Below are 26,903 nucleotides of genomic sequence, written 5' to 3' on the forward strand. Positions count from 1 at the left end.
TCAGGCAATTGGACTACCCGACACAACACGACCTCCAAATAAGCTTCCTTCGAAGCTGTGTACAGCGTGATTACCCAGTAGCTGAGACCATCCTAGGTTGTATGTTCGAGCGCTGTATTAACGATCAGGCCAAGGTTCTCGCCGAGCTTCTTTCTCAATGAAGAAGGGGCTTTCGCCCCCTCTAGTTACAACACACCGACGCGATAATGTTTGGCCAGCCTCTTGGCAATCCCGGCTGCGTCGTAGCTTTCATCGACAACTCCCGCCTGTCGGGCGGCATCAGGCATCGAGCGTGCTGCGCAGTCGCTTGTTTCCTGCGCCAGCACCATCAAGGTCTTGTGCTTCATTTCTTTCAGCGCAGCCGTCCCATCATCACCAAGCCCTGTCAAAATGATAACGCCAACCCCGCCCGATGAAGACCTGCGGATTGAGCGAAGGCTTGCATTGATCGAAGGGCTTGGCTGGTCTGGTAATTGAAAGCTGCGGGTGCTGATCCTCTCGCCCTCTATGGATACCGCCGTATCGCGCTGAACGATATAGGCGTGCCCTGGCCTCAGTTGCATGCCATCTGTCGCAATTTCGACAATCCAACCTGACTGACGACTGTTCAGTAGCTTCTGTAGAGCAACTGAGCCGCCGTCACTACCGATGTGCTGCGCCACGATTAAGGAGATTGGCAGCCTCGGCAGCGCCCCCAGAAGGGTGTTCAGAGCATCTGGGCCACCGGTACTCGATCCGATCACCCAAATGTCATTGCCATGAATCGCTGTTTTAGAGGTGTTGATATCGCCTGCGAGGTCAGGCAGAAGCGATATGATCTGATCCACAATTCGCTTACGCCAAGCCAACCTCTCATCATGCTGGAGAGGTGACAATTGCTTTTCAGAGAGGATTGTCTTGGGTTCATCGCTGTCGATCATGTCCAAGACACACTCTATTTCCATGATGGATTCGACTGAGTAGTCGATGATCATTACGTGGACATTGCTCTGAGAAAACTCCCCCCGATCCATTGCCGCTTCATCGTAGACCTTCACGTCACCAAAGAGTGGTTGCAGCAATTCGAACATGATGCTGGCTTGAGTGCCGTTCTTTGTGGCGATACCAACTCTCATGCTGCACCTTCTGTTTCAGTTGTGGGGCAAACTGCTCGCACTGCTTCATTGAGTGCGGACTGGTCATAGGGTTTTGGTAGGAACTCGTTCACACCTAGATTCAAGGCGCTTTCTCGTAGGTTGGCTCGTGTGGTGAGCATGATGATTGGGGTGTTGTCGAAGTGCTTAAGGGCTCGAAGGCGCTCTGTGAGTTGCAACCCGTTCATCCGGGGCATTTCCACGTCAACCACGAAAAGGGTAGGGGCGCTCAAGGTCGGCAGTTTATCCAGAGCGTCCTGGCCGTTGTGTGCAGATGCCACATCCCAGCCGAGGTTCTGGAAATGTTTCGTCAGCAGTTTTTGATAACTGCTTGAGTCGTCCACGATCAAAACAAGAGGCTTCGCTTCACGCTTCACGCGCCGAATACGGAACAGCTTCGCCCTGTAGCCGGCGTCCGTCATCTTGAGGTTGAGACGGGCCAGTTCAATCACATCCAACACAAGGGCGGGGGTGCCGTCATGCACTTCGGTGCTACCAATGATGCCCTTCACGCTGCTCAAGATCCCTTCGAACTTCGTGACATGAATTTCCGGCATGGAAATGCCACTTTCCACTTCGATAGCTAATCTTGTGCTGCCTTGGTCGATCAGAACGAGCGACGTATGGCTTGCGGAATGCGCGCTGTGTAGCTTGAGATCTGGCACCGCCATCAAGTCAGCCAGATGCACCACATCATAGGTTTTTTCCTCGAACATGACGCTTGCTTGTCCGGGTTTGGCCTTGATGGCAAGCAGCTCCGTAGTCGGGTAGTCCAATACCTGCACCATATTGAATGTCGGTATCGCGAACCATTGTTCGCTGATGCGGCAAACGAGAGCGCGATTAGAGCCAACAGTCAGTGGAAGCTCCAAGGAAATGGTCGTTCCTTTGCCGATCTCAGATTGGATATGCAGATGGCCACCAAGCGCACCAATCTTGCTGCGCACAATATCCATGCCTACACCGCGCCCGGAAAGCTCACTTACGGTTCTGGCTGTTGAGAAGCCGGACTCAGTGATGAGGTGTAACACTTCCTGCTCACTCAAGCGTTCGTCGCTTTTGATAAGCCCCAGGCTCACAGCTTTCTCGCGGATAGCTACTGGGTCAATGCCACGGCCATCGTCTGTAACGGCTATCACCAGCGACTTAGCTCTACGGCTGGCTTTGACGATGATCTTGCCCGAAGCAGGCTTACCTAGCTTCAACCGTTCGGACTCTGGCTCGATGCCATGTGCGACGGCGTTGGTGACCACATGTCGTAACGGGTCGCGTATGGACTCCAACAGTTGGCGGTCAATGCGAGTTTCTGTGCCGAGGATTTGCAAATCGGCTTTCTTTTGGCTGATCTGGAGCGCGCTAACCAAAGCCCCGTTGAGGCTGGGCTTCTCGTTGTCGAACATGACTAAACGAGATAGCAGCAGGTCACGTTGCAGGCTTGCTACCACTTCGGTGTGGTAGGTGTAGGTGCTATCGATGACATTGGTTTGCGACACAATGTCGGTGGAGTCTTGAAGCAACTGTTCAAGCTGGGCGATCAACTGGGTGTGCCCGTGTGACAGGTGGTTAAAACGCTCCAGATATAGCCTCTGGTCGTCGTTTGCAGGCTCAGCTGAGGTGTAGCCACTACCGGTGTTGGTTATGTTGTTGAAGTGCCGCAGTTGCACGGTCGTTTTGTTTGCATGCATCAACAGCAACGAGATTTTCTCGCGCAGTGCCACGACCGAAAGCTGCATTTCACGGTTGAGTGTGTTTTGGCGATACGACGAGGCCTTGAGTTCGTTCGATAATTTTACTGAGTTATCCAGCAGTTGAAGCTCGACCTTAATCTTCTCGCTGCCTTTCACTCCCCGGCGCTTGGCGCGAGTAGACTCGCGGTCGCTCTCCTGAGCGCGGTGAATGAGACTCTGCACTTGTGGGCTGATTTCGCGGTTTTCGGTTACGATTTCCGTGAAGTCTGGTTCCGCTGGCAAGAATTCAGCATCGACGATGATCCCTTCGGCTGCAACGGCTTTACGTGCCTGCCGGCTCTCAAAGTTTTGCTGGCGCTCGCCTACAGCCCGGTTACGCATACCTCGATAACCACGGCGAGTACCAGCCCGCTCAGGTTGATCTATTGAATCGTCATCGCTAACGCTTGGAAGGTTGTCAGTGTCAGGAACCTTTGATGATTCGGATGCCATGACAGTTGAGACGGCAGGTTGAGCTACATCGGCTTGTAACTCCTGTTCATTTTCTTGCTCGATGACGAATGGTGGAGCGGTCGAAGCCTCTTGGATCGAAGTGATGGGAAGCTGCGGCTCGGATTCATTTTCCGGGACGGCTAAGGCCTCATCGGCGCAGTATGACGAGCGAATGACTTGATCCAGCGTGTCCCCATCTACTTTGCATATATCGCACGCGTCGCTTACGAACTCGTTGAGCGCCGGCAGTGACCGGTAAGCCTGTCGATTGCGAACCGCATCGCTCATGGTGATCAGTTCATTGAGAACGAATGTCGTGAGTGTCGCGCAGTTTTCATCTGGTGTTATTGCGCCAGAAGACATGGCATCAAACAGCGATTCCATGTGATGCGTGAGCGTCCGAATTCCAGAGGCATTGATGATTGCGGCGGCGCCTTTGAGTGTATGCATGTTCCTGCGGATATCGACAATCACCTCTCGATTGCTCATGTCCGTCATCCATGCCTGGATGTTGCGTTGAAGTTCAGGGATTACATCGTCTGCATCGCAAAGGTACAGGTCGTACTGTTCAAGATCGTAATCGGGCTCCATTAGATCGGCAGAACTTGGAGTTTCAGACTGTGGCGGAGGTGTCGTGGTCTGCCCGGTAGCATGACTTACGGAATCAGCTGACGTAGGGGGGGTTACCTCTTCGGAGGCTGTCTGGCCGGAAGAACTCGAAGGCTCGGGCGCATTCGCAGCAGCCTCAAACTCCGGTTCTGAAGTGTGATCGTCCTGCTCGACAGATGCTCCGGTAAGGGTGCCGGCTATCTCCAGCCAACGGGGTAGGGCATCCGTATCGGGTGTCCAGGGGAATTCTTTCTGAAAAGCTTCGACATCATCGAGTAGCACAGCAAAGTCAGCAGCCTGCTGTACAGAGAGCGATTCATCTTTGCCTTTCAAGGCGAAGAATCGAGCTTCAAGTACATCGAATAGTGTGCTGATAGGCATACACGACGCGGAGAGGGAGCAGCCGTGGATATTGTGGATTACCCGACATTCTCGGTCTGTAACGAGGAAGCCTGGCACCTGTAGATAGGCACGCAGTTGTACTAGCTGCTCGGAGAATTCCTCATCAAACAGCTCTTGAAGTTGCTGGTCGTAGCCATCAGGGACGGGCCGTGCAAACGAGTCCGACTCCGACAGCTCGGCAGCAGTGGTCGGTGCTTGCGCTTGGTTAGAGACGGCTTCGCTAGCGCCAACTGTACCCAGGAATGCTGCCACTTCGCGTATGGAGTCTACAAGGAACAGATTGATTTTGCCCTTGGCCGAGTAATCGTCCATGCAGCGAAGGATTTTCTCGCAAGCATCACGAAGTGACTTCCAAGCTGCCGGAGTGTCGAACGCGGGGTCGTCAACTCGGCCCGGAAGAATCGTCGCAAGCTCGGCGGAAAAACGGCACAGTTCCGCAAACTTCCTTTCATCCTTCATCAGCGCTGCGTTCTCAAGGCGCAACCCTGCGGCTGCAAACTGACTCAGCACCGCGCCTCCTTGCGGAAGCTTGGCCTTTTGAAGTTCCTCCACGCTCGGACGAACGTCGAAAATCTCCCGCAATAGCGCGTCAAGGCCGTCTTCCTCGGAAGCGCTTGCCTCGAATTTCGCCAACAAATCGCTGTGGCTGACGATTTTGAATTCAGCCGTGTCCATGCCCATGTCTGCTACGGCAGAGTTGGCCACGTCTATCAGTGATGATGGCGGCTGCATTTTCGAAGTGATGTATTGGAGGTACATTTCGACAGCCACCAACGCTCTCGCGGCTGAAATCAGCTTGGGCGATTCAGACAGGATACCCTCGCGAACCTCGGCGCTGATCACACTCACGATTGCGGACAGGATTTTTGCAATCGATAGCGACCCTGCGAACTCGTACACACGGGCCAACTCACGAAGTGAGTCCAGCGCAGCGAGCAGCTTTTCTGGGCCGACTCCGCTCTCAACGTTGGTGGCAATCATGTGGCTGACTTTTTTCAGTTCAGCTGTCGTCTCATTTGCTATTCGATCTACTACATCAGGTGTTACGTTCTGTATTTGCAGGTGATCAGCAGCTTCGTTCCGCTGCATGTTGATAAGCCTGGAATCCAAGAACAGGATCTGTGTTTTGACCGTCTCCACCACCTCTGGCGTAAAGTCGGCTGGGCTCTTTAGACCCTTCACTGCATCAGCAAGATAGAAGCTGACCTCTGATAGCTCACCCTGGTCAAAAATACCGAAAATGTTCGCGATGGTGCGCATCGATTGATCAAACGCCTGCACCTGGATTTCAAAGCCCTGCTGTTTAGCCTTAGCTGCCCGCCCGAATGCAAACATCGCGGATTCCAGTCGTGGCCGGATTTCCGATATCACGTCTGTAATGCTCTTGACGCTTTGCGAGGATAGCTGCTCCTGGAGCTGTGAGATCCGCTCTTCTTCGACGTTCTGCTTCACGTCGAAATGCTTGATCACCTCCGTTGAGGTAGCAGTTTTTTTCCTGCTTATGGATAGGGCGTTCAGCAGGGAGGAAAATTTTGCCGGGCTCAAAGTGCTCTTTGCAGCATCCTCACCTTGAGGCAATCTCTGTGTGGCAACCATGACTACACGAAGGGCGCTGATCATGGCAGGCGGGAAGTAGCAGTTGTCGGCAATGATCACATCGATAATTGCCTCTCCCACCCACCAGTTGCAGCCCAGCTCGGGATCGTTAGTCACCCGCTGCAACTCTCGCATGTGGTCACGCATTTCCATCCAGGCAGATTCTGCTGACTCTTTTACAGCTTCCGCATACAGCAGACAGAACTGACTAGACGCCTTTTTGAAGATCCGATCCCGCTCACTCAGGTCGCAGTCGCTTTCGTGCAGGGGAGGGCTCTTGTAGCCGAAACTCAAATTGACCGGAAGTGCGCTTTGGTCTTCAAGCGGCGGAACTTCGCGCAGTGTGCGCATTTCGTTGATGTACTTGAGCAGAACACCTGGGGCGTCCTGGGCACCTTCGATCACCATTGCGATGTAGCTTGGTAGCACGTTGAGAGCCGCTTGGATCGCTAATAGCGCCTTGTCCTGCCGGTCAGCGTCCATGTTTGTCAGCGCGACGGTCGCGAGTGTCCGAACCTCATTGGCAAGCGTGTACCCGCCGTTACTGTTCACTACATCGAGTGATGACGAGATGCATGACAGCAGATGCTTTAATTCCTCTTCGCTGACGGTCAGCTTCTCTTTCTGATTCACGAACCAGACCGGTTCTGCGCCTGCTGGAGGATTGCTGATTCTGCCCCGAAGATCAGTAATGCTCACCATTGCCTGTTTGCAGCGCTCGATGTATTTCACGATAGGGCCGCGCAACCAGGACAAATGGGCCACTTTTACAGGGTTCATGGTTTCTTCCTAAATACGGTTGCTGCATGAGAATGTATGCGGTCAAAGCCGGCGGGCTTCCAGTTTGCTTCTTCGGCTGCGGCGGTAATCAGGTATCCGCCACTGGACAACAAGCAGGACAAGCTATCGAGAATTCGGAGGCGCGCTTTTGTGCGGTAATAGATCAGCATGTTTTGGGTAATGATTACGTTCGGCGATGCAAACTCAATTGGCCGCTCGCCGAGAATGTTGTGTTGTTCAAATGAAACAAATTCCTTTATCCAACCGAACCTCATGCGCTGCCCACCATCGAAGCGAGTAGCAAACCGCTCTGGAATAGCTTCGTTGGTGCGGTAAATGCCAGCTGTCGCCGTAGCTATGCAAGGCTCAGAAACGTCTGTTCCATGGATTAGGTAGTTTGGGAATCCCTGTGCTGACAATTCACATGCCAGCGAATAGGGTTCCTCGCCAGTGGAGCAGCCAACGGAAAGGATGCGTGGACGAACGAACCCACGTGCACAGTCCGCGACAAGCTGAATCACCGCTGGATTTCGATAGAACCTTGTTTCGTGATTCGTAGCTAAGTGGATGATCTGTGCCCAGTTTTCTTGAGGCAACTGGCGTCGAATGGCTCTCGCATAGAGTGTCGCGGAGGTCTCATTAACCCCGGACGCATAGCTATCCAGGGCACGAAACAGCGCCGGCTGCCGGTCTTGGGCGACCTCGATCTTAAAGCGGCTGAATAGGAGGTCTATCCATGCTTCTTGATCTTCGACTTCTGCGATAGCTTCTGCCATGTAACCTCCTAGACAGTAAACGTCGAAAGCGTATTGCCCACGACTTGAGCCTGTTTGTTGAGGTTGCTAATGGCGGTCGCTGTCTGCTCACTCGCAGAGCTGTGATCCGAGGCGTAGTGATGGATTTTATCCATCGTGTCGCGAACTTCTTCGGAACGCTCATTCAGGTCTTTAGTTTGACCTGCCATGCTGATAATGCCTTCAACAAGCTGCGCCACCTGCTCGCTGATACTGCCCATCGCCTTTAGCGCGTTCGAGGATGTGCCTGTGAGAACCTTTATTTCTGTTTGACTTTCTTCCAGGACGTACTGTGTTTCTTTGGCGGCATTGTTAATAGCCTGGAGGTTGGTGTCGATCTGCTCGGCTGCCACAGATGCGTTGCTCGATAGCTTTGACATGGCCTCAGCGCTGATTCTGATTCGTTTCGAGAGGTCATCATCTGTGATGGCGTCAGCTACGAGATACGCGTTTAGCGCAACGGTTGCAGACTGATTGGCCGCACGGCGAACGACATCTACCAAGTTCTCAAGGCCTTGGATGTTTTCAGTCATCGCCTTGGCGCTATGCATGATGTTCAAGTTCGACTGAGCAAGCTTGACGACTGCATCGTGAACCTCATGCACAGCATTGGAGCCTGTCGCGATATGTGTGCCCACCGAGACCGAAGAGTCACGAGTGCGGCTGAACACGCCATCCATTCCTTTGGTGAAATTGTTCAGTTCTTCAACCAGATGCGCAATGTGCTGGATTGCTTGTACTTGCTCGTTCCGGCTGCGCTCGGTGTTCTTTGCCATCGCCAGAGTTTCCTCTGACGCGGCGGAAAGGCTCGCTATGGTCTGCTGAACGTTGTTGACAACTTCCCGGAACTTCGGGAATACGTCATTCAACGCGTGCGCGATTTCATATGTAGATTCTTTGTCCTCTGTGAAATAAACCGTAAGGTCGCCCATTCCGGCTTTCTGCATTTGGTCAACCAAAAGGCGCAGCTCCTGAGAGCGCTCTTTTTGGGAGTTTTGCACGCTCAAAGTCATCGCTTCAGCTTTGCGGGTATACGAACGCGACTCACGCAGAATCAACGTCACTCCAGCTAGCACGACGATCAACAGAGCCCCGACCGATGCCAACAGCGTCATCGGCGTGACCATGCGAGATTGGGGGAGTGTATTGATCGCATGCTGTAGACCGTTGATTGCAGCATCGAGGTTTTCACGCTCAGCCCAAATGGCGCGAACGTAGGGGGCGTTATCAACGGTTCCGCTTGAAGCTTCGATAGCTTTCAAAGACGAGCGAGTGAGGGCTTGTGCCGTTTTGTAGCTCTTGAGTAACGGCCCAATCAGGGCTTCGTCGCGTGGCATCGAGCCACCGACGCTAGCAAGTGTCGCCACGTAGCTCTTGCTCGCTTCTAGGGCGAGGTTCAGGCTGTCGCTGTTTGGAGTTGGAGTGCCAGCCAATAGCTCGATCCCCTCTAAGACCGATTTTTGTGCTTTTAAGAGCGCTTGCTTGATCCGTCCATCGATCAAACTACTCGACTGGATTCGATCAATTGCGTCCTTGGACTCGGCTTGTAAGTTCACCGCCAATTGGGTGGCCTCAGTAGCTTGTCGCTCGAATGCGGTGTTGTTGCCTCGCGAGGCGCTGATCTGCTGAATCGCAGCCTGCACCTTTCCCCAGGCTGCCTCTAGGTGATCGAGGTTAGCGGTTCCTACTGCGGGAATTGGCGCGATGCCGGCAGTGGCGCTGCCTCGCCGAAGCGTGTTTACAGATGCATCTACCTGAGACGCAACTTGTTGGAGCTGTCCAACATAACTAGCATCGCTGGCAGCACGCATCGAGAGCGTGATGGTGTTCAGCGCCGCGTTCTGCAAGGTGTTTGCTTGCGAACTGTAGAAACGATCTGCACTGACTCCAGTGCTGTACTCGTAGGCACAGAAGCCAGCAAGGCCTCCAGCCACAACCATAGCCGTAATGCAGGTTGGGATTAGGGGATTTTTGCTCATTTATGGCCTCTGTACCGGGAGTTCGACGGAGCGGAACGACTGGTCTCGAATGATGTTGTCCAGGTGTATCAATGCCCAATGCCGTGATCTGGCTTTAACGACTCCCACGCAATACGGCGTCAGCATGGCGGGCATTGCCAAATCTTCGCGTGCCGCGTCTTCAAGCTCGACGGCGGGGATGAAATCGATGATTTCGTCGGTTACCAATCCATACACTGACGAAGAAAGCGGGTCTCGGAGGATCAGAGTCGTAGGCTTGTCATATTGCGCCTCAGACTGGCCTGCACTGTTGAGGCCGAGAAAGGTTGGTAGGTGAAAGTACGAAACGAGGTCACGGCCAATCTTCGCGTTACCGAGGAAGTACGGTTTCGTTCCAGGAATGATTAGCGCGTTTGTGGGCGTCTGCATCACCGCGTCGAGGTTTGAAGTGACGCAGAGGCATGGGGTGTCGCCGAGGCGGAACGCGGCCAAACGCTGCTCTTTGTTGATCATTTCAGTCATGCAAGCCTTCCATCGTTCGTAAGGCTTGTTCGATGCTGTCTTTGGAAAACGGCTTCGTGAGGTACAGGTCGGCGCCGGCAATCAACCCTTTTTCTTTGTCGAAAATACTGGCCGCACTTGAAAGCATGGCTATCGGCATTTTTTCAAAGCGGGGATTAGCGCGAAGAATGCTAACCAGTTGCAACCCGCTCAGTTCTGGCATTTCCACATCAATGAAGCATGCGTCGGGCTCGTTCGAGTTAATTACCTCCAAACCCTCGAAGCCGTTCGAAGCCACCACCAATTCTTTACCGAGCTGCTGTACTAGCACTCGATGCGCGAGGGTCTGCATGCCCTTCGCGTCGTCCACTATGCAAATTCGTTGAAGTCTCATGGCCTGATTTTCGCTGCCCCATTTACTTACGAGTGGGAAGTGAAAGGCCACAATTTGAGGGGTTATGTCGTCGGGGCTATAAAAAAAACTCAGTCGTTATCCTCCAGCCCCTGAAAACTGGAGGACTTATGGGTAAGCGCTGGGCAATCGCCAGTGATCCAAAGCTACTGGCGAGGATTGCGGAGCAGGAAGAAAGAAACGGTGCAAAGCGCGGGTTGAGCGCCGGCCCCTCAGTTCCCGCCTCGGGTTATGAGGGTGGGTCTCAAGTGCAGGCTGTACAGCCGCGTCAACCATCAGCTGCAACACAAAGGGCTAAGAGGGTGGCTTTAAACAATCAGGACTCTCGAAGGGACACTCTGAGCTACGACCCGGAAAGCAACACTCTGATACTGGTTTTAGCAGGTGCTCAGTTGCTCAGCCAAAACGTACTCCTGCGTATGCATGACGCGAAAGCGACACAACTCAAGACCACATGGCGCAAGCGAATCGAAGCGCTGATGATGCTGAATCTTGAGACCTATGACCTCTGGAAACAGAATCAGGCTCGCTCCTTTCCGTTCATTGTAGAAGAGGTCTACGCGACAGCTGAGAGCAGCTGCCTTGACGTTGAGAGCGTTGCCGCCGCGTGCAAGCCGATCATTGATGCCTTGGTTCGTACTAAATTCATCCCCGACGACCGTAGCGAATACATCGCTCAGCCCATTGCCTACACATACCGACAGCCTAATGCTGGGTTGGTGCTTGTCTTTCGCCCAGCCCCAAAGCCCTGGGGCTTTATTCATGACAGCACTATGGAGTTAGCCAGACAGATCCCTCAGTTACCATCATGATTTTTGGGGTGAAATGGGTGAGGTTGGCGCAGCGTAGGTTATAGTGCGTAACATGTTTCGCGGATTCATTTATGTTTCGCGTGAAACATTGTGGGCTGTCATGGTGATCATGACGCTCTGCTCAATCCCTTGCAGCGCGGGGCTTGCAGCCTATTTATTTACGAGCGTTGCACCGAGGTACGGATCAATGTCAGCTAGGTCATCGCGAGACGGCGCGTTGCGCACCGGCAGGGAAGCGCGAAGAACACATCGCAAATACGATGTGCTTGAAGCAAAGCGATTCGATATCCGGTCTGTTGTGAAAAGCTTCCGAACGCTGCCTATTGAGCAGTTGAAGCCTGGGGTCTATCAGACGCGAAAAAACTTTAAGCCACAGGCGATCAAGGAGCTGGCTGCCAGCCTCGAAACCACTGGCACAAATTTTACTCCGTTGATTGTGCGTCCACTCAAGTACGCCGACGGTTTCGAGATTATTTGTGGCGAAAGGAGGTGGCGGGCGGCTCAGCTTATTGGCATGCCGGTACTGCTCTGCTGCATCGGTGATTTCACTGATGAGCAGGCGCTGTACCTCAGTGGCGCCGACAATATTCAGCGCGAAGACCTCAACGCACTGGAGGAAGCATTTTCTTATGAGCTTCTTCTCCACTCAGGCATGACCCATCAAGAGGTTGCCCAGGAGATAGGCAAATCCCGCGAACACGTCACGAACTATCTGAGGCTCCTGTCGCTGCCGCTCTCCGTGCGCGACATGCTGGGAAGTGAGCGACTGAGCTACGCACAAGCTCGGCCTCTATGCGGCCTTTCATCTGTTGGTAAGCAGGTGCAGATTGCCCAAGAGGCAGCGGCCAAGAAGTGGTCTTCTCGCAAGGTCGTGGATGAGGTCAACAAGCTGAAAATGCAGAAGCGCCCCGCACCAAGCGCGGGCGTTAATGAGGACGTGAACATAAAGCGCCTCAAAGAAATAGTGGCTGAGCAAACGGGATACCCCTGCGCCATCGTGAGGACTGAGCGCGGGGGGTGGCAAATAGGCTTCGTTGCCGGCACGACTGAGGAATTTCAAGGAATACTCGACCGGCTCGGCGTTAATACGGAAACGCTCTGACCCCTAAAAAAGGGGACTTTTCATTCCCACTATCAATACAGAGATAGCTCGCCACTTGAGACGCCCAGATGCGAAGCACATTTTCACTGACATTACTGACAGCCGCGATACTGCTTAGCGGTTGTTCTTTCAACTCTGTACCCGAGGTTGGCCTCACTCAGCCCGCATCGCAGTACGATGACCGTATGCTCGACTCTCTGGGGGCGCAGCGCTATACGGAACAGCAGATGCTTTACATGCGAAAGGCAAAGAACCTAGAGCATGATCTGGATGTGCTCGAAGAAAGACGCAAGGCGCTGGAAACTTCCATAGGGATGAGCCAAGTGGAGGCTGGGGCTGGCAATCTCAAGGCCAGTGATAGCGAAGCTGTTCGCATGGGTGACTATGCTACTGCTACTCACGATGCCCAAACCCGTATTGCGAAAGAGTCATCGGAGCAAGCAGTTAAGCAGGCCTTGATCGAGAATGACCGTGATAGGGAGTTGATGGAGGCCGAGCTTGATACGAATCGCCGGCTTGTTGAGCTTGATCAGAAATACAGTAGCTCTATTCAGAGCACAAGCTCTGCAACTGAGAAGGCCCGGCTCAAAAGCGAGCTTGAGGTTGAAAAGGCCAAAGCCGAGGCTCAGCGAAAAAAGGCTTTGATTGAAGCCGATTCGACGCGTGACCTTTCTCGGCTTGAGCAAGATTTCCAGGTGCGGATCATTAGCGCAAAACGGGACGCAGCCGCCAACAATCAGGCGGCTGATCAGGTGTCTCAATCGCAGCGAATTAAAATTGCGCTGGCCAACGCAGACTCCAAGCGTCGAGTTCAAGCAGATATCGGTACTGCTCAAGATGCAATTACCCTGCTCAAGACTGAGTTGCATGGCGCCTCTCAACCTTTGCTCGATGAAATTGGCAAGCTGAATGAGCGGATCAGCAGTCTTCAAGGCCAGCTTGTGGCGGTACAGGCCGGTTATGACGCAAAGATTGCTGTTCAGCAATCCAGGCTCGACGGTCTGCAAGTGCAGAACAACGCACTCGCCGACGTGGAGCGGGACTTGATCAACGCTCCGGTCGCCTCGACAAACGCAAGCGGCCACGCATCCTCCTTGGAGGTGGATCGTCTTCAAGGTGATTTGCAACAAGCTAAACGCGACATTCAAGTGCGTAAATCTAGGCAGCTCGCCGACGTTGATCAGCAGCTATCCCAAGAGCTGGCAGGTCTATCTGTCAATCTCACAGCGGCACTGGGAACAGCGCTATCGAGCGGTACGGAAGCAAATGCTCGATTGGAAAAGGTTGTGAACGAAACAGCTATTCGTTCAGAGCTGGCAGCCAAGAAAACTCAGATCAATAACGATGCTCGAAGCCAGCTTGCTGAGTTGACTGTCAAAACCGAGATTGCGAAAGCCTCTGTGGTAGGGCCTGTACTGACTAACCGTGCGGTGTATTCGGGCAGCTACGGCGAGCAGCCGGTTGCGTTTGCGGTGAAGGAAAGCAATGCAGCGAAAGCTATCGTCGCCAAGGCCAAGCCGCATACGGCCCCGGTCGCAGTCGCAGAAGCAGGCTCGGCATCTGAGGTGAACAAGCCGCCGATTAATAATCACATCGCCCCTCTGGTCGTAGTCTCCGACTTTGCCCCAAAAGCCCCGCGTCCAAGACCAAGCAGTGTGGACGATGTTGTGATTGCTTCTGGCGTGATGGCTGGCGGCGATATGAAGCCATTGGTTGTGGCCCCGGCTGCAACTTCTTATTCAGTCATCTACACCTATGGGGAGAAAGGCAGTGCTGACAAGTTCTCGAATTTCCTTAAAGCCTATGGAATCAACGATTTTACGTATCGGTATTCCGAGAAGTTGAAGCAGCATGTGTTGTTCATGGGGAAATTCACCTCTAAGGATCAGGCCGCCAGTCGCGTAGCGTTTCTGAATAAGACGACGAGCAGTGCCAATGCAAAGATCATCGAAACGGACTTGTGAATGCTTTGCCGGGTGTCCATGGGGTTCAAGCCGTCCGCGCATGCGCGGAATTTCGCTAATCTTCCGCTATGGAATAAGCGGTCTGCTTTCCGCATTGCGCGGCTAAATGACCATTAAAAGTGTTGCGCTGGCGCTAATACGTTGAAGCGGCGCTACAGGCGGAAACCTAGTAAAGTCCCTATATCTATTGGTCATAAGCGCAGTTCAATGGTTTTTTAGCCTTCACTACTCCCTAGCATTGCGCGGCTTTTTGCTAAAAATTGCTTGATCTGAGGCCTAGAGCCGGTAAAGTAGTCGTCAGCGCTATTAGGAGATAGGCTATGACTACGCGACCGACCACTAAGAAAAAACCGTCACTTCGCCCCTTGGCTCAAGTCATTCAGGCTGTGCTGGCCAGAAGTGAAGAACCGCTCGGCAAGATCGTTGCCGTGACCAACCAGAAGGGCGGTGTCGGCAAGACCGCTACAAGCTTCAACTACGCGCACTACCTGAACGAACTCGGTTACCGAGTGCTGGTCATCGACCTGGATGGGCAGGGCAATATCACTCAGCTTTTCTTCAACCGTGACGTGTTGTCCAACTATGTTCATACACCAGCCCTTGCACTCTTCGAGCAGGGTACTGCTGAGGTATTTCAGCCGCTGACTCACCCAAGCGGTATCGACGTAGCTGCAACGCCACGCAACTGCCATGAACTCAATGGCGTGGATGTGATGCCAATCAGCGTTGCCAGCGTCTTTTATGAGAACTTGCAGGCTCTCGGTCAAATCTATGACTTTATTGTCATCGACACACCGCCAGCTCCGGGCGTGCGCACCACAAGCGCTTGCGCGACCGCCGACTATATCTACGCACCTGTGCTGGTAGACACATTCGCCGAGTCAGCTCTCGAAGGCGTTCTCAGTAGCATCGAGAATATTGGGCAGATTCTTGGCATTGAGCTGTCCATCACAGGTATTTTGATCAACAAGCTCAAGCTCGATGGCGAGAAGGATACGCTGCTGAAATACCAGCACCTATGCGATCTGTGTGGTGCCGCTCTTATCCCCACCCCGATTCGTCAGAGCAAGCCTTTTGACAAATCGCAAGGCATGGGCATCCCTGTATGGCACCTTCGAAAAAGCGGTAACGAGCGTCAGGCCAGTCAGGAAACATGCGCGGCTTACGGGGAAATGGCCTCTCGCATCCCAGAGATTCCAGCTGAGCGCATCCATTATTTCAAAGATATTAGCCGCGCCGTTCGTGCCGATATTGTGGCCAGGGCCGCGGCTGTGAAGGGGGCAGTATGAAGCGCAATCTTGCAGCGTTGGGCGGCGGGACGGCTGCCGGCGTAAACGCAGGCACTCTCGTCAACCAGTCCGACAAAATTATCCATCTAGATCCGACCAATGAAATCCTCTATGACCCAGCGGAAAACATCCGCAATGGCAAGGTTGTGGACGACAGCATTGATGGTCTGATTGACCTGCGCTTGACTATCGAAGGGTCGAAGCAGCTACAGCCGATTCGGGTGTACCCTCTACCTCAGAACAAGCTCGATCCAAGCAAACCAGCGCTCAAGTACGGCATCGCCGTGGGGCACCGCCGCACGCTTTGCTCCCGGCTAACAAGTGCAGACCATCCGGCTATCAGCGATCTTCCAAGGAAGGTTGCGGCAATCATCGATACCGATTGGCTCAAGAAGGGGCGTGCGTATCAGCTGCGCTGCCAGATTCATGAGAACACTGCTCGCGTTGACCTGAACCCTGTTGAGTTGGGGCAAGCTCTGCTGGACTACAAGCGAGAGCTTTCCAACGAAGAAAAAAGGGTAGTTCCGCAGCACGAGTTGATGGAGGTTTACGGCCTGCCCGAAAAGACCGTCTACCTACTGTTGAAAGCTGCCGAATTCCACCAGATCGCAAAAGACGCTTGCCACCTCAAGCTTCTCACTGATTTGGATTCCCTCAACACCTTCGACCTTACTTGCAAGGCGAATGAGCAATTGGGTCAGGCAATTTTCGAGAGTTTGAAAGTGGAGGGCGCACCGAGCACTCGCATTCTACTGCGCCAGGCTCGAACTCTGGCGGAGTCTGATGGCTACGAATTCGATAAGGCAAGCTGGTCTTGGCCAGCCACAGTGGAAGCAGTTGGCTCTAAGCCGGCATCGAACACGCCGGCGAATCAGCCCGCTAACTCCGGCCAGCATAATCCAGGCACTCCGGCGCCTAGTAACGTACCAAGCACGCCTACCGGTGCAGGGTCGAACAACCAGGGTAGCGCTGCTGGCGCTGGTGAGAAAGCGGCAAGCAACGCTGGCTCGGCTGTAACTGACCAGCAAGGGAGTGGCGCACTCGATTCGCAGTCTGGCAAACAACAACCGGGCTCCCCGAATACGCAGAGTGCCGAGAATAACGGGCAGTCTGCACTCGCACCGGCCAGTTCCTCGACCGCTGGTGCCTCACAGCTAGCCGGTGGCGCAAAGGAGCCTGCCGAACAAGCGCCACTTGATGAGTCGCCTGCTGCTGGAGTTGCTGGAGCAGCGAAAGGTGCAATCATCATGGTTGAGTTCAAGATGGGCGCTGACGCCAAGAAAGACTTCACTGGCGAACTGATCCTCAATAAAAAGGCTAAATCCCCAAGCATGGGGGTGGTCGCTTACCTGAACGACGAAGGGCGCGAGGAATTTATTGATGTGCCGTTGAAGCTTATGAATTTGGTGTCGATCAATCATCAGTAAACACAAAATCCGCGCATGCGCGGCTACAGGAAAGGGGGAGCTTATGCTCCCCCTTTTTTTATGGTTTTGGGGACATTGCCGGGTTGAATCGCACGGCCAATAGCGCGAACCTGTACGTGCTCCATGTGACCTCCCGCTTTACGTCTTCGTAGAGTTTGGTCACGCCTCAGAGCTAAATGCGTCATCGCGTTTGTTCTGTGAGCTGTTGCATGCGTTGGTATTCATCGCACGCTTCGGCAACCCTGATTGGAACTAGATCGCTTCGGCATTCAACTTCCAATCCCTTCTCGGTTTTGGATTTTGATTGCTTCGGCATGATGGTTCTGATCGAGAGTTGTCACTTTGACGGGTCTGAGCTTGCTTGGGTCTTATAGGTGACAGCTGTGTCGTCCTATTTGGTTCTTGTGTTGGTTCGTCCGCATTCCCAGTGGGTCGATGCAGTTTTGTTGGTTTGTATTGGCTAGGGTTCGCCCAGGTCTTTACTGACTGACGTTTCTGATCGACTTGAAGGCTTCGGCTAGAGAGAAGACCAGGATTTAGCGGCTTACAGGCTTGAGTTCGCTCCAGCCCTAGGTTGTTCCTGCGTTTGTCTATGTTCGCGTCCTGTACGCTGGCGTGACGGATGCGCCCCGGTTGTATGTGCTGATAATGGCTCGCCATTGTCTTCTCGTTCAGTCGGTTCGTTGTTGTTGCACTGAAATTGATTTGGGGCACGCACGTCGATGTATCAGCTTTGCTGTTATTCGTGTGTGAACCGCCTTCGGCGCCATTGGTTGCCGTAGGCAGCTGTGGAGGCGCTTTCTAAGTATCGTGAGGTAACTTGATATGAAACGTACTCTGCTGGCCGTTTTAAGTGTCGCTGCTCTCGTGGGTTATTTGACCTTCGATGATGCGCGCCGCGACTTGGCAGGTGCTAACCAGTCACGTTGCGCAGCATTTGCTGCGAACGACTTGGATTGCCCTTCTAGCAAATGATCCATCAGAAAAACCCGGTAACTCGGGTTTTTCGCCTTTTCACTGCTCGCACAGCTAGCGCCGTGCAGCATTAGCTTGGTCGGACTTGGTGTCGTAAGGCGCCGAAATCCCGGCTGGGAATCCACGCTTTGCGTGGAACGATCTTTAACAATGCGACACCACCAACCCATAGGGGCAGACCCTATGGGGCTGCCTTTTTCTCAGGAGACAGGCAGCTATGAACCGCAAACGAAATACATCGAAATTCACGGAACCGCTTTCCGAGACAGTTGATCGGCTTGTGCAACAGAACGGAGGCTGGTTTAACGTGATCGGTCGGATGACCAACACGTTTGACCAAGCTCTCGGAAAAATTGGCAAGCTCGTCGATTGCCCTTTCCCTAGCCGCCACAGTGCGACCGGCGGGAAGCTGGACTTCCGGTTTACTGACGATGCTAGCTACGAAGGCAGAGCAATCTGCACCTGCATGCAGGATCGTGGCATGAGCGCTGTCGAGCTTTTAGTAGAGGACGGCATCGGTAAGGACTACACGTCTTGCATGCTTGAAATCTTCAAGGCTTTGAATCCAGCTTCGAGTAGTGACCATGTGCGCAAGGAAACGGCCCCAGTGGTACGACCTGCTTCATCGGGAATGACTCAGGATGTGATCGCTTACAGGAAGGAGAAGCTATTCCTCATTGCCCGAGATTTAGTGACTCTTGACCATCCAAGCGCTGCGCCAGGGCGTGAATACTTCAAGAAAAGGGGTATCCCGCTCAACTCCAATATCCATGACGTTCGCTTCCATCCAGGTCTTGAGTATTGGGTGGATGGTGAAAAAGGTCAGGAAAAGAAAGTCCTCGCCGGGGTATACCCCGCGATAGTAAGTGCATTTCGCTCAAAGAGTGGGGTTGTGGTGAATTTTCACCGCATCTTCATCACTGAGAGTGGCGATAAAGCACCGGTCAGCAAAGTCAAAAAGATTTGTGCTCCGATGCCTGGGTTCGCTGGTTCGTCCATCACCATTGCCAAAACCCAAGGCCGTGTTTTGCACGTTGCCGAGGGTGTTGAAAAGGGGTGGTCGATTCATCTGGCTACAGGTGAGTCAGTGAAAGTAGCTTACTCATGCGGCTCCTTACCCAAGTTGCATGTGGACAAGGCTGAGTTTGATTCTGTCGTCATCTGGAGCGACTGCGATCCGGTAAACCCGAAGCGCAATCGTAAAAGTGGCGATGGACAATACTTTGCCTGGGAACTCGCCCGTCGCCTTTATAAAGAGGGCTTCGAAGTGACCTTCATGATGCCTAGCGGCAACCCAGAAAACGTTAAGGGGCGTGACTGGGAAGACGTTATCGTTGAAGAAGGGGTGTTAGACCTGAAAGGGTTCTACTACCGTCTCCAAACGCTTAAATCATTCGCGGTTAATGGTGGTGTAAACAAGCGGCATTCTAGTGCTGCTTGATCGCAAACTGTCTGTCCTACTGCGCTTTGCGCAGTAGGCAGGCAGACTCCTAAAACAATTCACTTTCGACCATAATGGGCGCACTTTACTTAGGTGTGCATCCCCGAATGGCGTCGATTTCTCCTATCATCCTCGAAGAAGAAGGCAGCCGCCTGCGTGCTGCGTATCAGCGAGCCAAGCTAACTCGACGGCTAACGCAAACTGATGTAGCCGCTGAATGCGGCTGGAAAAACGCTAGTACGTTCAATCGTATTTTGAGTGGTCGTATCCCCCTCACACTCGACTCCTTAACCAAACTCGCCCAGGTTCTGAAAGTATCTCCCGCCGCGATCTCTCCCCGTCTTGCGCATGAGAGCGGTGACTTGGACAACATGCGCATATCCCGACTTCTTTCTGTCAGTCTTGTCCGCTCAGTGACACGGGGCTGTTGGGGCGAGCCATTTGTGACGGCGCGGCGAATTCTTTTTTACAGTGCAGACGAGACGGCCTTTGCGCTTACCTTTGAGAGCGGGCTTGAGCCTATAGGATTCAGTGGTTGGGTCGTTGTGATTGAGCCAGCAAGTCGGGCCGTTGTTGGTGATCGAGTAGTTGTCCGCAATGGTGCTGGAAAGTATTCAATCGGCTTGGTAGCCGAACCGGATAAGTCAGGAGGGTTTGCCGTGGAGATTGAGGGGCGTGGTGCTGTGCTGACTACGCCACAGCGATGCATGTTAGTGGCAGCGATGCTCCCAGAGTCACAGCTTGTCTGAATAGCCGCGCATGCGCGGAAAAATGGGAGCAAGTCACACAGGCAGTCGCTTGCCTTTGTTTGGCAGATGCGGTAAAAAAGCGGTGTTCTATGTGCCAGCATTGCTTGCACACCCAGTTCACCTTTGCGTCATCGCAAACGTTTTCTGGACTTGAGCCTTCTCACGTCATCGTGTAAGGATCAGGAGACATAGCAAAACCAAATTGGCGTACAGATTCTCTGTATTGCCGCATCGAATTTGCCAACCACGTCCTCTGTTGAGTAGATGTGGCCAGGTGGCTTTTTCTATTTCTACGCGAGCCTCGCGTTAAGCATCTTGCTTCCCTAGCAGGATAGGTCTTTGACCAATCGCTTTCAGTTTTTACAACGCCTAGTGCGCCTGTAGAGCTGACTCCATTTCCATTAGAACTTCACACTTCGAGCTGACCTCATTCAGCTCAGGCTGAGTATTGTCTGCGCGAAGCGTAACTACTCAGCCTCCGCGCCTGGGTATTCACTTATACCCCTGTGCGCGGCAGGTGGAGCTTAGAAATGGCATATAACGAATTTTCGATGTGCTCACTTCACGCAGAGCGCCAAGTTCAACACCGTCGTCAGATGGAGTTAGACCAAGCCCTCGAACGCGGATCAGCTCTTGTAGCTGCAATGCTTGCGGAAGGTGACCTCATAGACAAGGTTCTTGAACCTTTGAAGTTGGGTCATCTGGAGAAGATGGAATATGTTGCGAAAAACAGTGTGTTCCTAAAGGCCAAAGACGGCCATGAAGCCATCCAGATAATCTGGGCTCCAACTCAGGTCATCTGTATACACAGACTGCTCTCGAAGGAGTTCCGTTCCGAATTCAAAGCCCATTGGCTAGGAGTTTGGTTGGAACCTCTGCACGAGCGATCTAAAGAAGCGCTTTTAGAAGAGATTAAGCAAAAGGTCATGCACCGGAAGCTTATGCGTGACTCTCATGGTGTGAACAGCGAGATTCAGTTCGCTGTAAGCCCTGCGGTAGTCCTGCCGTCCTACGAAGTGCGTCATTAATTAAAAAACCTTACCGGCGACGGTTTCCAACGTCGCCGGTAGCACCGTGGCGTTGGTTTTAAAAATGCCGATTAAACTACGGTGATAAAAAATGAAAAAACTTAAAATCAAGGCTTTGGCCTATAGCGTAAACACTTTTGTTCTTGGATTGACTGGTGGCTGGGTAATTCCGGTTGATTTTTACAAGCCAGTATCCATCGTTGCGGCAATTCTGTTGCTGCTGATGTTCTTGTCCGACCTTGCTATGTCCTTCCCGAAGGCTAAGCAAAAGGGCAAGGCCGAAGCGACCAAGACCAGGAGGAAAAGACCACCAAGAAAAAGAAGAAGAAGAAAGAGTAAGTAATAACCTCAATTTTCGATGACTTTTACAGGTGAATATCAATGATCGACTTAATTGCAAATGGTTGCGTGATCCTTGCTCTTGGAGCAGGGACTGGACTTTGGCTGTACGCATCGTTCGGAAGTAAACCGGCACGTTAGTCGCTTCAATCTTCCCTCTGACCTTCGGGTCGGAGGGGATTCTCTGTTACTTAGAGGGCTGCGAGAAAAATTCTTAGCCCTCAAGGCTAGGCGTTTTTCTGGAGTTCTCAATTCCATGCCTAGTCCCCGCGACCTAGGCATTAAACCAATATGCACTGTTCGCGGCAGTTGCGGAGTTAATCAAATGACCGAAGTTAAAAAAACCCAGCGTTCTGTTCTCCTGCACAAAGTCTTCGGTTTTTCCGATCCCATTCTTGGGTTTGAGGAACCGTTTGTAATTGACGCAGTTCGTTCCCCATTTGTGCCTGAAATCAACCCTGACTACGTGTTTGAACCAGACATGGTTGCTCGCGTGCTGCGCTCTTATGCCAACCGCGAGAACATGATGTTCAACGGTGAGAAGGGCACTGGTAAGTCATCTTTCGTGCAGCAATTCTGTGCACGGTTGCACATCCCGCTGATGACCATTAACGGTGGTCCAGGCTTGGATGAAACTTACCTGATGGGTTCCAAAACGATTGAGGATGGAAACGTTAAGGCTGCTGATGGTGTTCTTAGCTACTGCTTGCGTCACGGCATCCCGGTGCTGATCGACGAATTGGCTGCAATCAAACCAAGCGTACTGCTGTCCATCAACGACGTATTAAACGGGGATCAGACGATTACCCTGAAACATCACGGTCTCGACCCTTTGGTCAAGCCCGATGATCTGGCTAAGGTTGAAGGTTCGATGACCATCAAGCGGCATCCTAAGTTCCGCTTGTTCGCTACTGATAACACTGGCGGTAAAATGTCCCGTAACCCTAACTATGTCGGAGTAAACACACAAAATACCGCAGTTCGTTCGCGCTTCACTTGTTTCAAAATGACCTTTATGAAACCGGCTCTAGAGCTGAAAGCTTTGATCGGTAGCACCAAAGGCGAATTACCAAAAGAAGTTGCGAAGTTCATGATTGAGCTTGCTATTCGTGTCCGTGCCGCTTTTGAGCAAGGGGAAATGACAGATACCTTGTCGTTCCGTGAGCTTCAACGCTGGGGTCGCAAGGCTCTTGTGTATGGCCGTCATGATAAGACTGTTATGGTCGATAACAAACCTAAGTTGATCCCTGACTGCGCGAAAGCGTTTGTTGATGCGATCTACACGGGGATGGAGGAAACCGATCAGTTTGTCGTTCTGCCAACCTACGAGTTGGTGTTCGGCACCAAGCTTGAACTCCCAAGTGAGTACGCAAATACAGCTAACTCGTTTCTGACTCAGCTGACTGCTAAAACTCTTAATTGGGACGCTGCATAAAGCATAACTCCCCCCCATTTTTGGGGGGGGTTACCTCTCTGGTGAGCTGGGAAAAACTTCCCGCTCACGCGCTGGAAGGATTTTCCGAGCCCATAGCTCAACCCTTCCAGCCTCCGCACCTGGAAGTAACAACCATCCACGACGCGGCGTGTGAGAGAAATGCCATGAAAAATCAAATCAGCAACGCAAAGGTAATGGTCAAGAAAGCAATCCAACTCGCTTCTTGCAGACTGGAAATTGCACACGCTGTTGTCGTTTACGCCGTAGCAGAGTTCCGCTTGAAAAAGCTTCACCCTGTTCGCGATTCACGTAAGCGTGAGGAAGTTGGTTACCAGTTGCGCTCCATGGAGATTGCACTGGAGCTAGCTTCCGCAAGACTGACCACTATCTAAAAACACCCCCCCCCTTGGGCTGGAAACGGCCCTCGGGTCGGTTCCCTTCCTTGGTGCTGGGAATTCCCAAACTGGGCACACAAACCCAGTGATGGGTAAGGAGTTTTAAATGCGTACTGCTATCAATGCACCGAAAGGTTGGCTCTCGTTTATCCGTACATTGGCCCGCGACTCGAAATTGAAGATCGTAGTCGGTCATAACGTTGGCCCTGCCACCAATGGCAAGGTCATGTGGTTGCCTGCATTGCCGGCTGAACTGACACCAGATGATTTGGTGTTGTTCGAAGGCAACGCCTTCCATGAAGTGGGACACATACAGCGCAGTAATATTGAATTCTTCCAAGCATTCGGTAAGGAGCATGGCTCTTTTGCCGGGTTTCTTCTGAACGCGTTAGATGACGTATTTATGGAGGGCCGTCAGGCCGCTTGGAAGCTGATGGCTGCAAATCGCTTGCTGGATTCCACCATGGTGCTGATCAAGCGTGATCAGTTCCGTGATGGTTCCGCAGGGTTGGGGGAGGCGGTGGCTTGCTATTGCCTCTCGTACCTGACAGCGAAACGTTGGCCGTCTATCAGTGTGGCTGCCGCACGCGTCGAGGGAAATTTGCGTAAGCATTTGGCCCAACATGCTGACAAGGTGATTCCAGAGTTGCGTAACCTTTTGGATGCCGAGTTTCCCGCTGTCGCCTCTACAGAGGATGGCGGCGACCTCGCGCTCAAGATCATCAAACTTCTGCAAAACCTTGCAGAGCAAGAGCAGTCCCAGCCCAGCAACTCTCCTGAGAGCAGCGAAGGCGACGATGATGCCGAAGGCTCCAGCGATTCTGCTAAGTCCGATTCTGAGAATGACAACGATCCTGGCTCCGATCCGCAAGGTGAAGATGGGAACGCTGGAACTGATCGTGAATCTCAAGCCAACAGCGATGATGCTGGTCAAGGTAAAAGCCAAAACTCAGAAGCTGACCCGAAAGGTGATGAAGATGAGAGTGGCGTTTCCGAGGCCGGCGATAAGTCGCAAGATGGTGACAAAAGACATGGCGACGAATCCTCCAACCAATCATCTTCTGAGTCGAAAGACGATGACGAGGCTGGAGGTAAGTCTGGCAAAGCCGGCTCCAAGGGTGAGCAAAGCGACGAGTCCAGTGACGGTAAAGGCAACCAGGGTGAGGATGGCGATAGCCAGCCAGAGCCAGGTGCGGATACCGACAATGGGAAGTCGTTGAAGGAAATGGTCGAAAGCATGTTGAACGAAAACCTGGGCAACCAGGAAGTGTTCGACAAGGGCTCGGCTCTTAAAGAACTGGCTGGGAGCATCGCCTCTGGCGTAAATCCTGCCTATGAAGGCCAACCGCTGGTCGATGGTCTGGTCATTGATTATTCCGCAGGTGCAGGTAAAGCCGATGGCTTTGCTGATGGTATGCCCGTCGTTACTGCGGATCGAGAAATGGCTGCGGCAATTGCCCAAGTAACTGGTCGTAAAGCAAATGTGATGGGAAACCGTCTACGCGCACTGCTCGCAAATCGGGAGGAAACGGAAAGCTACGCTGCTCGCACCGGGCAGCTATCAGACCGTGCCCTTTACCGCTTTGCACTCAACGATTCGAAAGTCTTTGCGAAAGCAGAGGAACGGGTTGAAGAGACTGCTGCTGTAACGATTACTGCCGACCTGTCCGCTTCCACCGGGATTAAACAGGAAGGCAGCTCGGTTGCTGAGCAGATTCGCATTGCGCTATCGATGCTCGAAAAGGTGCTGCATGAAATTGGCACGCCACGCGAGATTCTGGGGTTCGCTCCAGCATCTGGCGAACTTAACTGCATGGTTAAGTCCTTCGGGGACAATCATCGTGTAGCTATGGATCGCATCGCCGGCATGCATCGACTGGTAGGGGGTGACTGCACTCCAATTGGCTCAGCTGTTCTACAAGCTGGGTCTCGCCTTTTGAGCCATGAAGCCCAGCGCAAGCTGCTCTTAGTGGTGACTGATGGACTGCCAGACGATGTTGAACACGCTACTCAGATGACTTCGACCATTCAACGTAATGGCGCGGAAGTCATTTTTCTGGTTATCGGCGCCGAAAGCGCATGTGACTGGTTGAGAGCGGCAAACATAAAGTTTGCGCATGCAGAAAACGCAGAAGGACTAATTCCAGCCATGGTTTCAAAAATGGCTGAATTCCTATCCTGAGAAGTCGGTAATTAAAGCCCCCCTAAAACGGGGGCTGTTCTCCCAGTGAGCTGAAAAAACATTCGGCTCGCGCCGGATGTTTTTTGAGTTCGTTGCAACTCGATACGTCCGGCATCCGCCATCGGACGTTTAAATAAATTTCCCTGCGGCGGCAGGTGAGAGCAATACCATGACTAATACAAACTACGTTTCAAAAGTACGCACTGCTGTAAATGATGACCAAGTTGTAGTCTTCAACTTGATGGTTAGCTGCATGAGCGCCGAACGCCAGTTCGACCTCACCAAGCTGGGCATTGATGTTGAAAAACTGCCTAGTGCATCGCGGAAGCTTATTCAGGAGAAAATTTTCCCGAAAGAGTTTCTGAACAACTACAGCCGCCTCCGTGACCGCGCCAACGCGGTTCTGGATCGTGGCGCCGCTGTTCGCCTAGAAATGGGCGTTGTAAGCAGTCGTACCGAAGCTGTCGCGAAGATCGAAGACCTGAATGCCATCAAGGCAGATTGGGCCACTCAGATCGAAGCAGATAGTCACCGCTATTCCACCATCTGTAACGAACGTATCGCACTGATCGCCGCTGAGGCTTTTCGTGAGGGCGTTTCTGCGGAAGTGGTAAACACGCTTGTTGATGCGCTGCGTAAACGCCAACCCACTTGGGAGCATTTCGTGAGCCGTATGAATTTTGCGTATTCGCCAGTACCTATCAAGCTGGAGTTGGATGAGAGCAAGTCGGAATTTGACCCTGTTCTGTTCAAAGCTCAGCGAGAAGGTCTGGTTGCATTGCGAGAAGGGGTGTTTGGTGGGCTTGTGCAGTACCTGACCCGTGAGAGCAACGATATTCTGAAAGTGTTGAATGGGAAGAAGCAGCATCATGGCGTCTACACCATCAACTACCGGACGGTAGCTCGTATCGGCGAAATCACTGCAAAACTCCATGGCCTTGCCTTCGTACACCAGCAAGTTGCCCCGTTGGCTTCGGTCATCGACGACGCGCTGGTCTTCATGCCTAAAAGCGTGGAGAAGGACTTGGGCTTGCAGCCTGGGCAGTTCTACAACTTGATTGCATGCCTTGAAGCCATGGGTGACCAGCACGAACTGCTGGCTCGCCTTCGCGACAAGCAGCCTCTTGTTGTTGTGAGTCAACAGCCACCAGTAATGGCGGCTTGTTCACACGCGGTTTCGAGCAGCATTGCTCAGCAAGCTCTTGCTACCGCGAGGAACACTCTCGGCGCCACCGCTGGCTCTGCCGTTGTCGCAACTACGGTTGTTGATAGCGACGAGCAAGCACCAAACGATGCTGAAATTGAGGCCTCTTTCGAGGACGAAGTTGAGGCTGTTCCTGCTGATCGACCGCCTTTCATGGCAGGCCTGAGTTTCTTGGGCGCTTCCATGTTCGAATGAT

The 26,903-nt window shown here is 52.8% G+C and carries 20 protein-coding genes; 14 read left to right on the plus strand and 6 right to left on the minus strand.

All coding sequences use genetic code 11. The features are described 5' to 3' along the window. Positions 1 to 185: 185 nt before the first annotated feature. The 6 genes from QOM10_RS30840 to QOM10_RS30865 are packed head-to-tail and all read right to left on the minus strand — an operon-like array spanning position 186 to position 10,323. Positions 186 to 1,115, minus strand: coding sequence for a chemotaxis protein CheB (locus QOM10_RS30840; protein WP_101166130.1), 930 nt, complete (start codon positions 1,113 to 1,115; stop codon positions 186 to 188). Then, a complete protein-coding gene (locus QOM10_RS30845) occupies positions 1,112 to 6,700 on the minus strand; it encodes a response regulator (RefSeq protein WP_101166128.1) in 5,589 nt (1,862 codons plus the stop codon). Before QOM10_RS30845 ends, QOM10_RS30840 begins: the two co-directional genes overlap by 4 nt. Continuing rightward, the gene (locus QOM10_RS30850) at positions 6,697 to 7,476 is read right to left on the minus strand and encodes a CheR family methyltransferase (protein ID WP_101166126.1); all 780 of its coding nucleotides are present in this window, start codon (positions 7,474 to 7,476) and stop codon (positions 6,697 to 6,699) included. Before QOM10_RS30850 ends, QOM10_RS30845 begins: the two co-directional genes overlap by 4 nt. A gap of 8 nt (positions 7,477 to 7,484) precedes the next feature. Next, a complete protein-coding gene (locus QOM10_RS30855; RefSeq protein ID WP_133125593.1) occupies positions 7,485 to 9,473 on the minus strand; it encodes a methyl-accepting chemotaxis protein in 1,989 nt (662 codons plus the stop codon). Then, complete coding sequence (locus QOM10_RS30860; RefSeq protein WP_057451485.1) at positions 9,474 to 9,974, minus strand: hypothetical protein; 501 nt, start codon at positions 9,972 to 9,974, stop codon at positions 9,474 to 9,476. Beyond that, positions 9,967 to 10,323 carry a PleD family two-component system response regulator gene (locus tag QOM10_RS30865; RefSeq protein WP_234821230.1) on the minus strand — a complete coding sequence of 119 codons (357 nt, stop codon included), beginning with the start codon at positions 10,321 to 10,323 and terminating at the stop codon, positions 9,967 to 9,969. The genes QOM10_RS30860 and QOM10_RS30865 overlap by 8 nt, the downstream gene beginning before the upstream one ends. 152 nt (positions 10,324 to 10,475) lie before the next feature. On the opposite strand from QOM10_RS30865, the gene QOM10_RS30870 reads away from it, so the two are divergent. The 14 genes from QOM10_RS30870 to QOM10_RS30935 all read left to right on the plus strand — a co-directional run bounded on the left by QOM10_RS30870 (position 10,476) and on the right by QOM10_RS30935 (position 26,902). Continuing rightward, on the plus strand, positions 10,476 to 11,177 hold the full coding sequence (locus tag QOM10_RS30870; protein ID WP_057451484.1) for a hypothetical protein: 702 nt from the start codon (positions 10,476 to 10,478) through the stop codon (positions 11,175 to 11,177). 52 nt (positions 11,178 to 11,229) lie between these two features. Continuing rightward, entirely contained in the window at positions 11,230 to 12,279 is a 1,050-nt protein-coding gene (locus QOM10_RS30875) for a ParB/RepB/Spo0J family partition protein (protein ID WP_101166121.1), read from the plus strand. 185 nt (positions 12,280 to 12,464) lie between these two features. Then, complete coding sequence (locus tag QOM10_RS30880; RefSeq protein WP_133125591.1) at positions 12,465 to 14,243, plus strand: hypothetical protein; 1,779 nt, start codon at positions 12,465 to 12,467, stop codon at positions 14,241 to 14,243. 320 nt (positions 14,244 to 14,563) lie between these two features. Further along, positions 14,564 to 15,532, plus strand: a complete 969-nt coding sequence (locus QOM10_RS30885; RefSeq protein ID WP_101166117.1) for a ParA family protein — start codon at positions 14,564 to 14,566, stop codon at positions 15,530 to 15,532. Then, positions 15,529 to 16,959 (plus strand): hypothetical protein, encoded by a 1,431-nt coding sequence (locus QOM10_RS30890; protein WP_101166115.1) that lies wholly within the window; start codon positions 15,529 to 15,531, stop codon positions 16,957 to 16,959. The genes QOM10_RS30885 and QOM10_RS30890 overlap by 4 nt, the downstream gene beginning before the upstream one ends. 825 nt (positions 16,960 to 17,784) lie before the next feature. Next, a complete protein-coding gene (locus QOM10_RS30895; RefSeq protein ID WP_156395697.1) occupies positions 17,785 to 17,934 on the plus strand; it encodes a hypothetical protein in 150 nt (49 codons plus the stop codon). Positions 17,935 to 18,151: 217 nt separating this feature from the next. Next, the gene (locus QOM10_RS30900; protein ID WP_316918439.1) at positions 18,152 to 19,375 is read left to right on the plus strand and encodes a toprim domain-containing protein; all 1,224 of its coding nucleotides are present in this window, start codon (positions 18,152 to 18,154) and stop codon (positions 19,373 to 19,375) included. A gap of 107 nt (positions 19,376 to 19,482) precedes the next feature. Continuing rightward, positions 19,483 to 20,124, plus strand: a complete 642-nt coding sequence (locus QOM10_RS30905; protein ID WP_162254889.1) for a helix-turn-helix domain-containing protein — start codon at positions 19,483 to 19,485, stop codon at positions 20,122 to 20,124. 530 nt (positions 20,125 to 20,654) lie between these two features. Further along, entirely contained in the window at positions 20,655 to 21,152 is a 498-nt protein-coding gene (locus QOM10_RS30910; RefSeq protein ID WP_057451478.1) for a hypothetical protein, read from the plus strand. Between the two features lie 91 nt (positions 21,153 to 21,243). Then, positions 21,244 to 21,495: a hypothetical protein gene (locus QOM10_RS30915; RefSeq protein ID WP_316918440.1), complete on the plus strand. Its 252-nt coding sequence runs from the start codon at positions 21,244 to 21,246 to the stop codon at positions 21,493 to 21,495. Between the two features lie 321 nt (positions 21,496 to 21,816). Then, positions 21,817 to 22,926 (plus strand): AAA family ATPase, encoded by a 1,110-nt coding sequence (locus QOM10_RS30920; RefSeq protein ID WP_162893431.1) that lies wholly within the window; start codon positions 21,817 to 21,819, stop codon positions 22,924 to 22,926. Between the two features lie 41 nt (positions 22,927 to 22,967). Continuing rightward, positions 22,968 to 23,318 carry a hypothetical protein gene (locus QOM10_RS30925; protein WP_133125590.1) on the plus strand — a complete coding sequence of 117 codons (351 nt, stop codon included), beginning with the start codon at positions 22,968 to 22,970 and terminating at the stop codon, positions 23,316 to 23,318. 109 nt (positions 23,319 to 23,427) lie between these two features. Beyond that, positions 23,428 to 25,503, plus strand: a complete 2,076-nt coding sequence (locus tag QOM10_RS30930; RefSeq protein ID WP_101166109.1) for a hypothetical protein — start codon at positions 23,428 to 23,430, stop codon at positions 25,501 to 25,503. Between the two features lie 169 nt (positions 25,504 to 25,672). Beyond that, a complete protein-coding gene (locus QOM10_RS30935) occupies positions 25,673 to 26,902 on the plus strand; it encodes a DUF3150 domain-containing protein (RefSeq protein WP_101166107.1) in 1,230 nt (409 codons plus the stop codon). Position 26,903: the final 1 nt, after the last annotated feature.

Source organism: Pseudomonas sp. P108, from assembly GCF_032613195.1.
In the GTDB taxonomy this organism is placed as follows: Bacteria; Pseudomonadota; Gammaproteobacteria; order Pseudomonadales; family Pseudomonadaceae; genus Aquipseudomonas.

Excerpts from the sequence above, each read along its gene's own strand:
- QOM10_RS30915 (WP_316918440.1), top strand. The coding sequence starts at position 21,244 with ATGAAAAAACTTAAAATCAAGGCTTTGGCCTATAGCGTAAACACTTTT.
- QOM10_RS30930 (WP_101166109.1), top strand. The coding sequence starts at position 23,428 with ATGCGTACTGCTATCAATGCACCGAAAGGTTGGCTCTCGTTTATCCGT.
- QOM10_RS30840 (WP_101166130.1), bottom strand. The coding sequence starts at position 1,115 with ATGAGAGTTGGTATCGCCACAAAGAACGGCACTCAAGCCAGCATCATG.
- QOM10_RS30890 (WP_101166115.1), top strand. The coding sequence starts at position 15,529 with ATGAAGCGCAATCTTGCAGCGTTGGGCGGCGGGACGGCTGCCGGCGTA.
- QOM10_RS30935 (WP_101166107.1), top strand. The coding sequence starts at position 25,673 with ATGACTAATACAAACTACGTTTCAAAAGTACGCACTGCTGTAAATGAT.
- QOM10_RS30920 (WP_162893431.1), top strand. The coding sequence starts at position 21,817 with ATGACCGAAGTTAAAAAAACCCAGCGTTCTGTTCTCCTGCACAAAGTC.
- QOM10_RS30910 (WP_057451478.1), top strand. The coding sequence starts at position 20,655 with ATGGCATATAACGAATTTTCGATGTGCTCACTTCACGCAGAGCGCCAA.
- QOM10_RS30855 (WP_133125593.1), bottom strand. The coding sequence starts at position 9,473 with ATGAGCAAAAATCCCCTAATCCCAACCTGCATTACGGCTATGGTTGTG.
- QOM10_RS30875 (WP_101166121.1), top strand. The coding sequence starts at position 11,230 with ATGTTTCGCGGATTCATTTATGTTTCGCGTGAAACATTGTGGGCTGTC.
- QOM10_RS30850 (WP_101166126.1), bottom strand. The coding sequence starts at position 7,476 with ATGGCAGAAGCTATCGCAGAAGTCGAAGATCAAGAAGCATGGATAGAC.
- QOM10_RS30870 (WP_057451484.1), top strand. The coding sequence starts at position 10,476 with ATGGGTAAGCGCTGGGCAATCGCCAGTGATCCAAAGCTACTGGCGAGG.
- QOM10_RS30905 (WP_162254889.1), top strand. The coding sequence starts at position 19,483 with ATGGCGTCGATTTCTCCTATCATCCTCGAAGAAGAAGGCAGCCGCCTG.
- QOM10_RS30885 (WP_101166117.1), top strand. The coding sequence starts at position 14,564 with ATGACTACGCGACCGACCACTAAGAAAAAACCGTCACTTCGCCCCTTG.
- QOM10_RS30880 (WP_133125591.1), top strand. The coding sequence starts at position 12,465 with ATGCTCGACTCTCTGGGGGCGCAGCGCTATACGGAACAGCAGATGCTT.
- QOM10_RS30900 (WP_316918439.1), top strand. The coding sequence starts at position 18,152 with ATGAACCGCAAACGAAATACATCGAAATTCACGGAACCGCTTTCCGAG.
- QOM10_RS30895 (WP_156395697.1), top strand. The coding sequence starts at position 17,785 with ATGAAACGTACTCTGCTGGCCGTTTTAAGTGTCGCTGCTCTCGTGGGT.
- QOM10_RS30860 (WP_057451485.1), bottom strand. The coding sequence starts at position 9,974 with ATGACTGAAATGATCAACAAAGAGCAGCGTTTGGCCGCGTTCCGCCTC.
- QOM10_RS30845 (WP_101166128.1), bottom strand. The coding sequence starts at position 6,700 with ATGAACCCTGTAAAAGTGGCCCATTTGTCCTGGTTGCGCGGCCCTATC.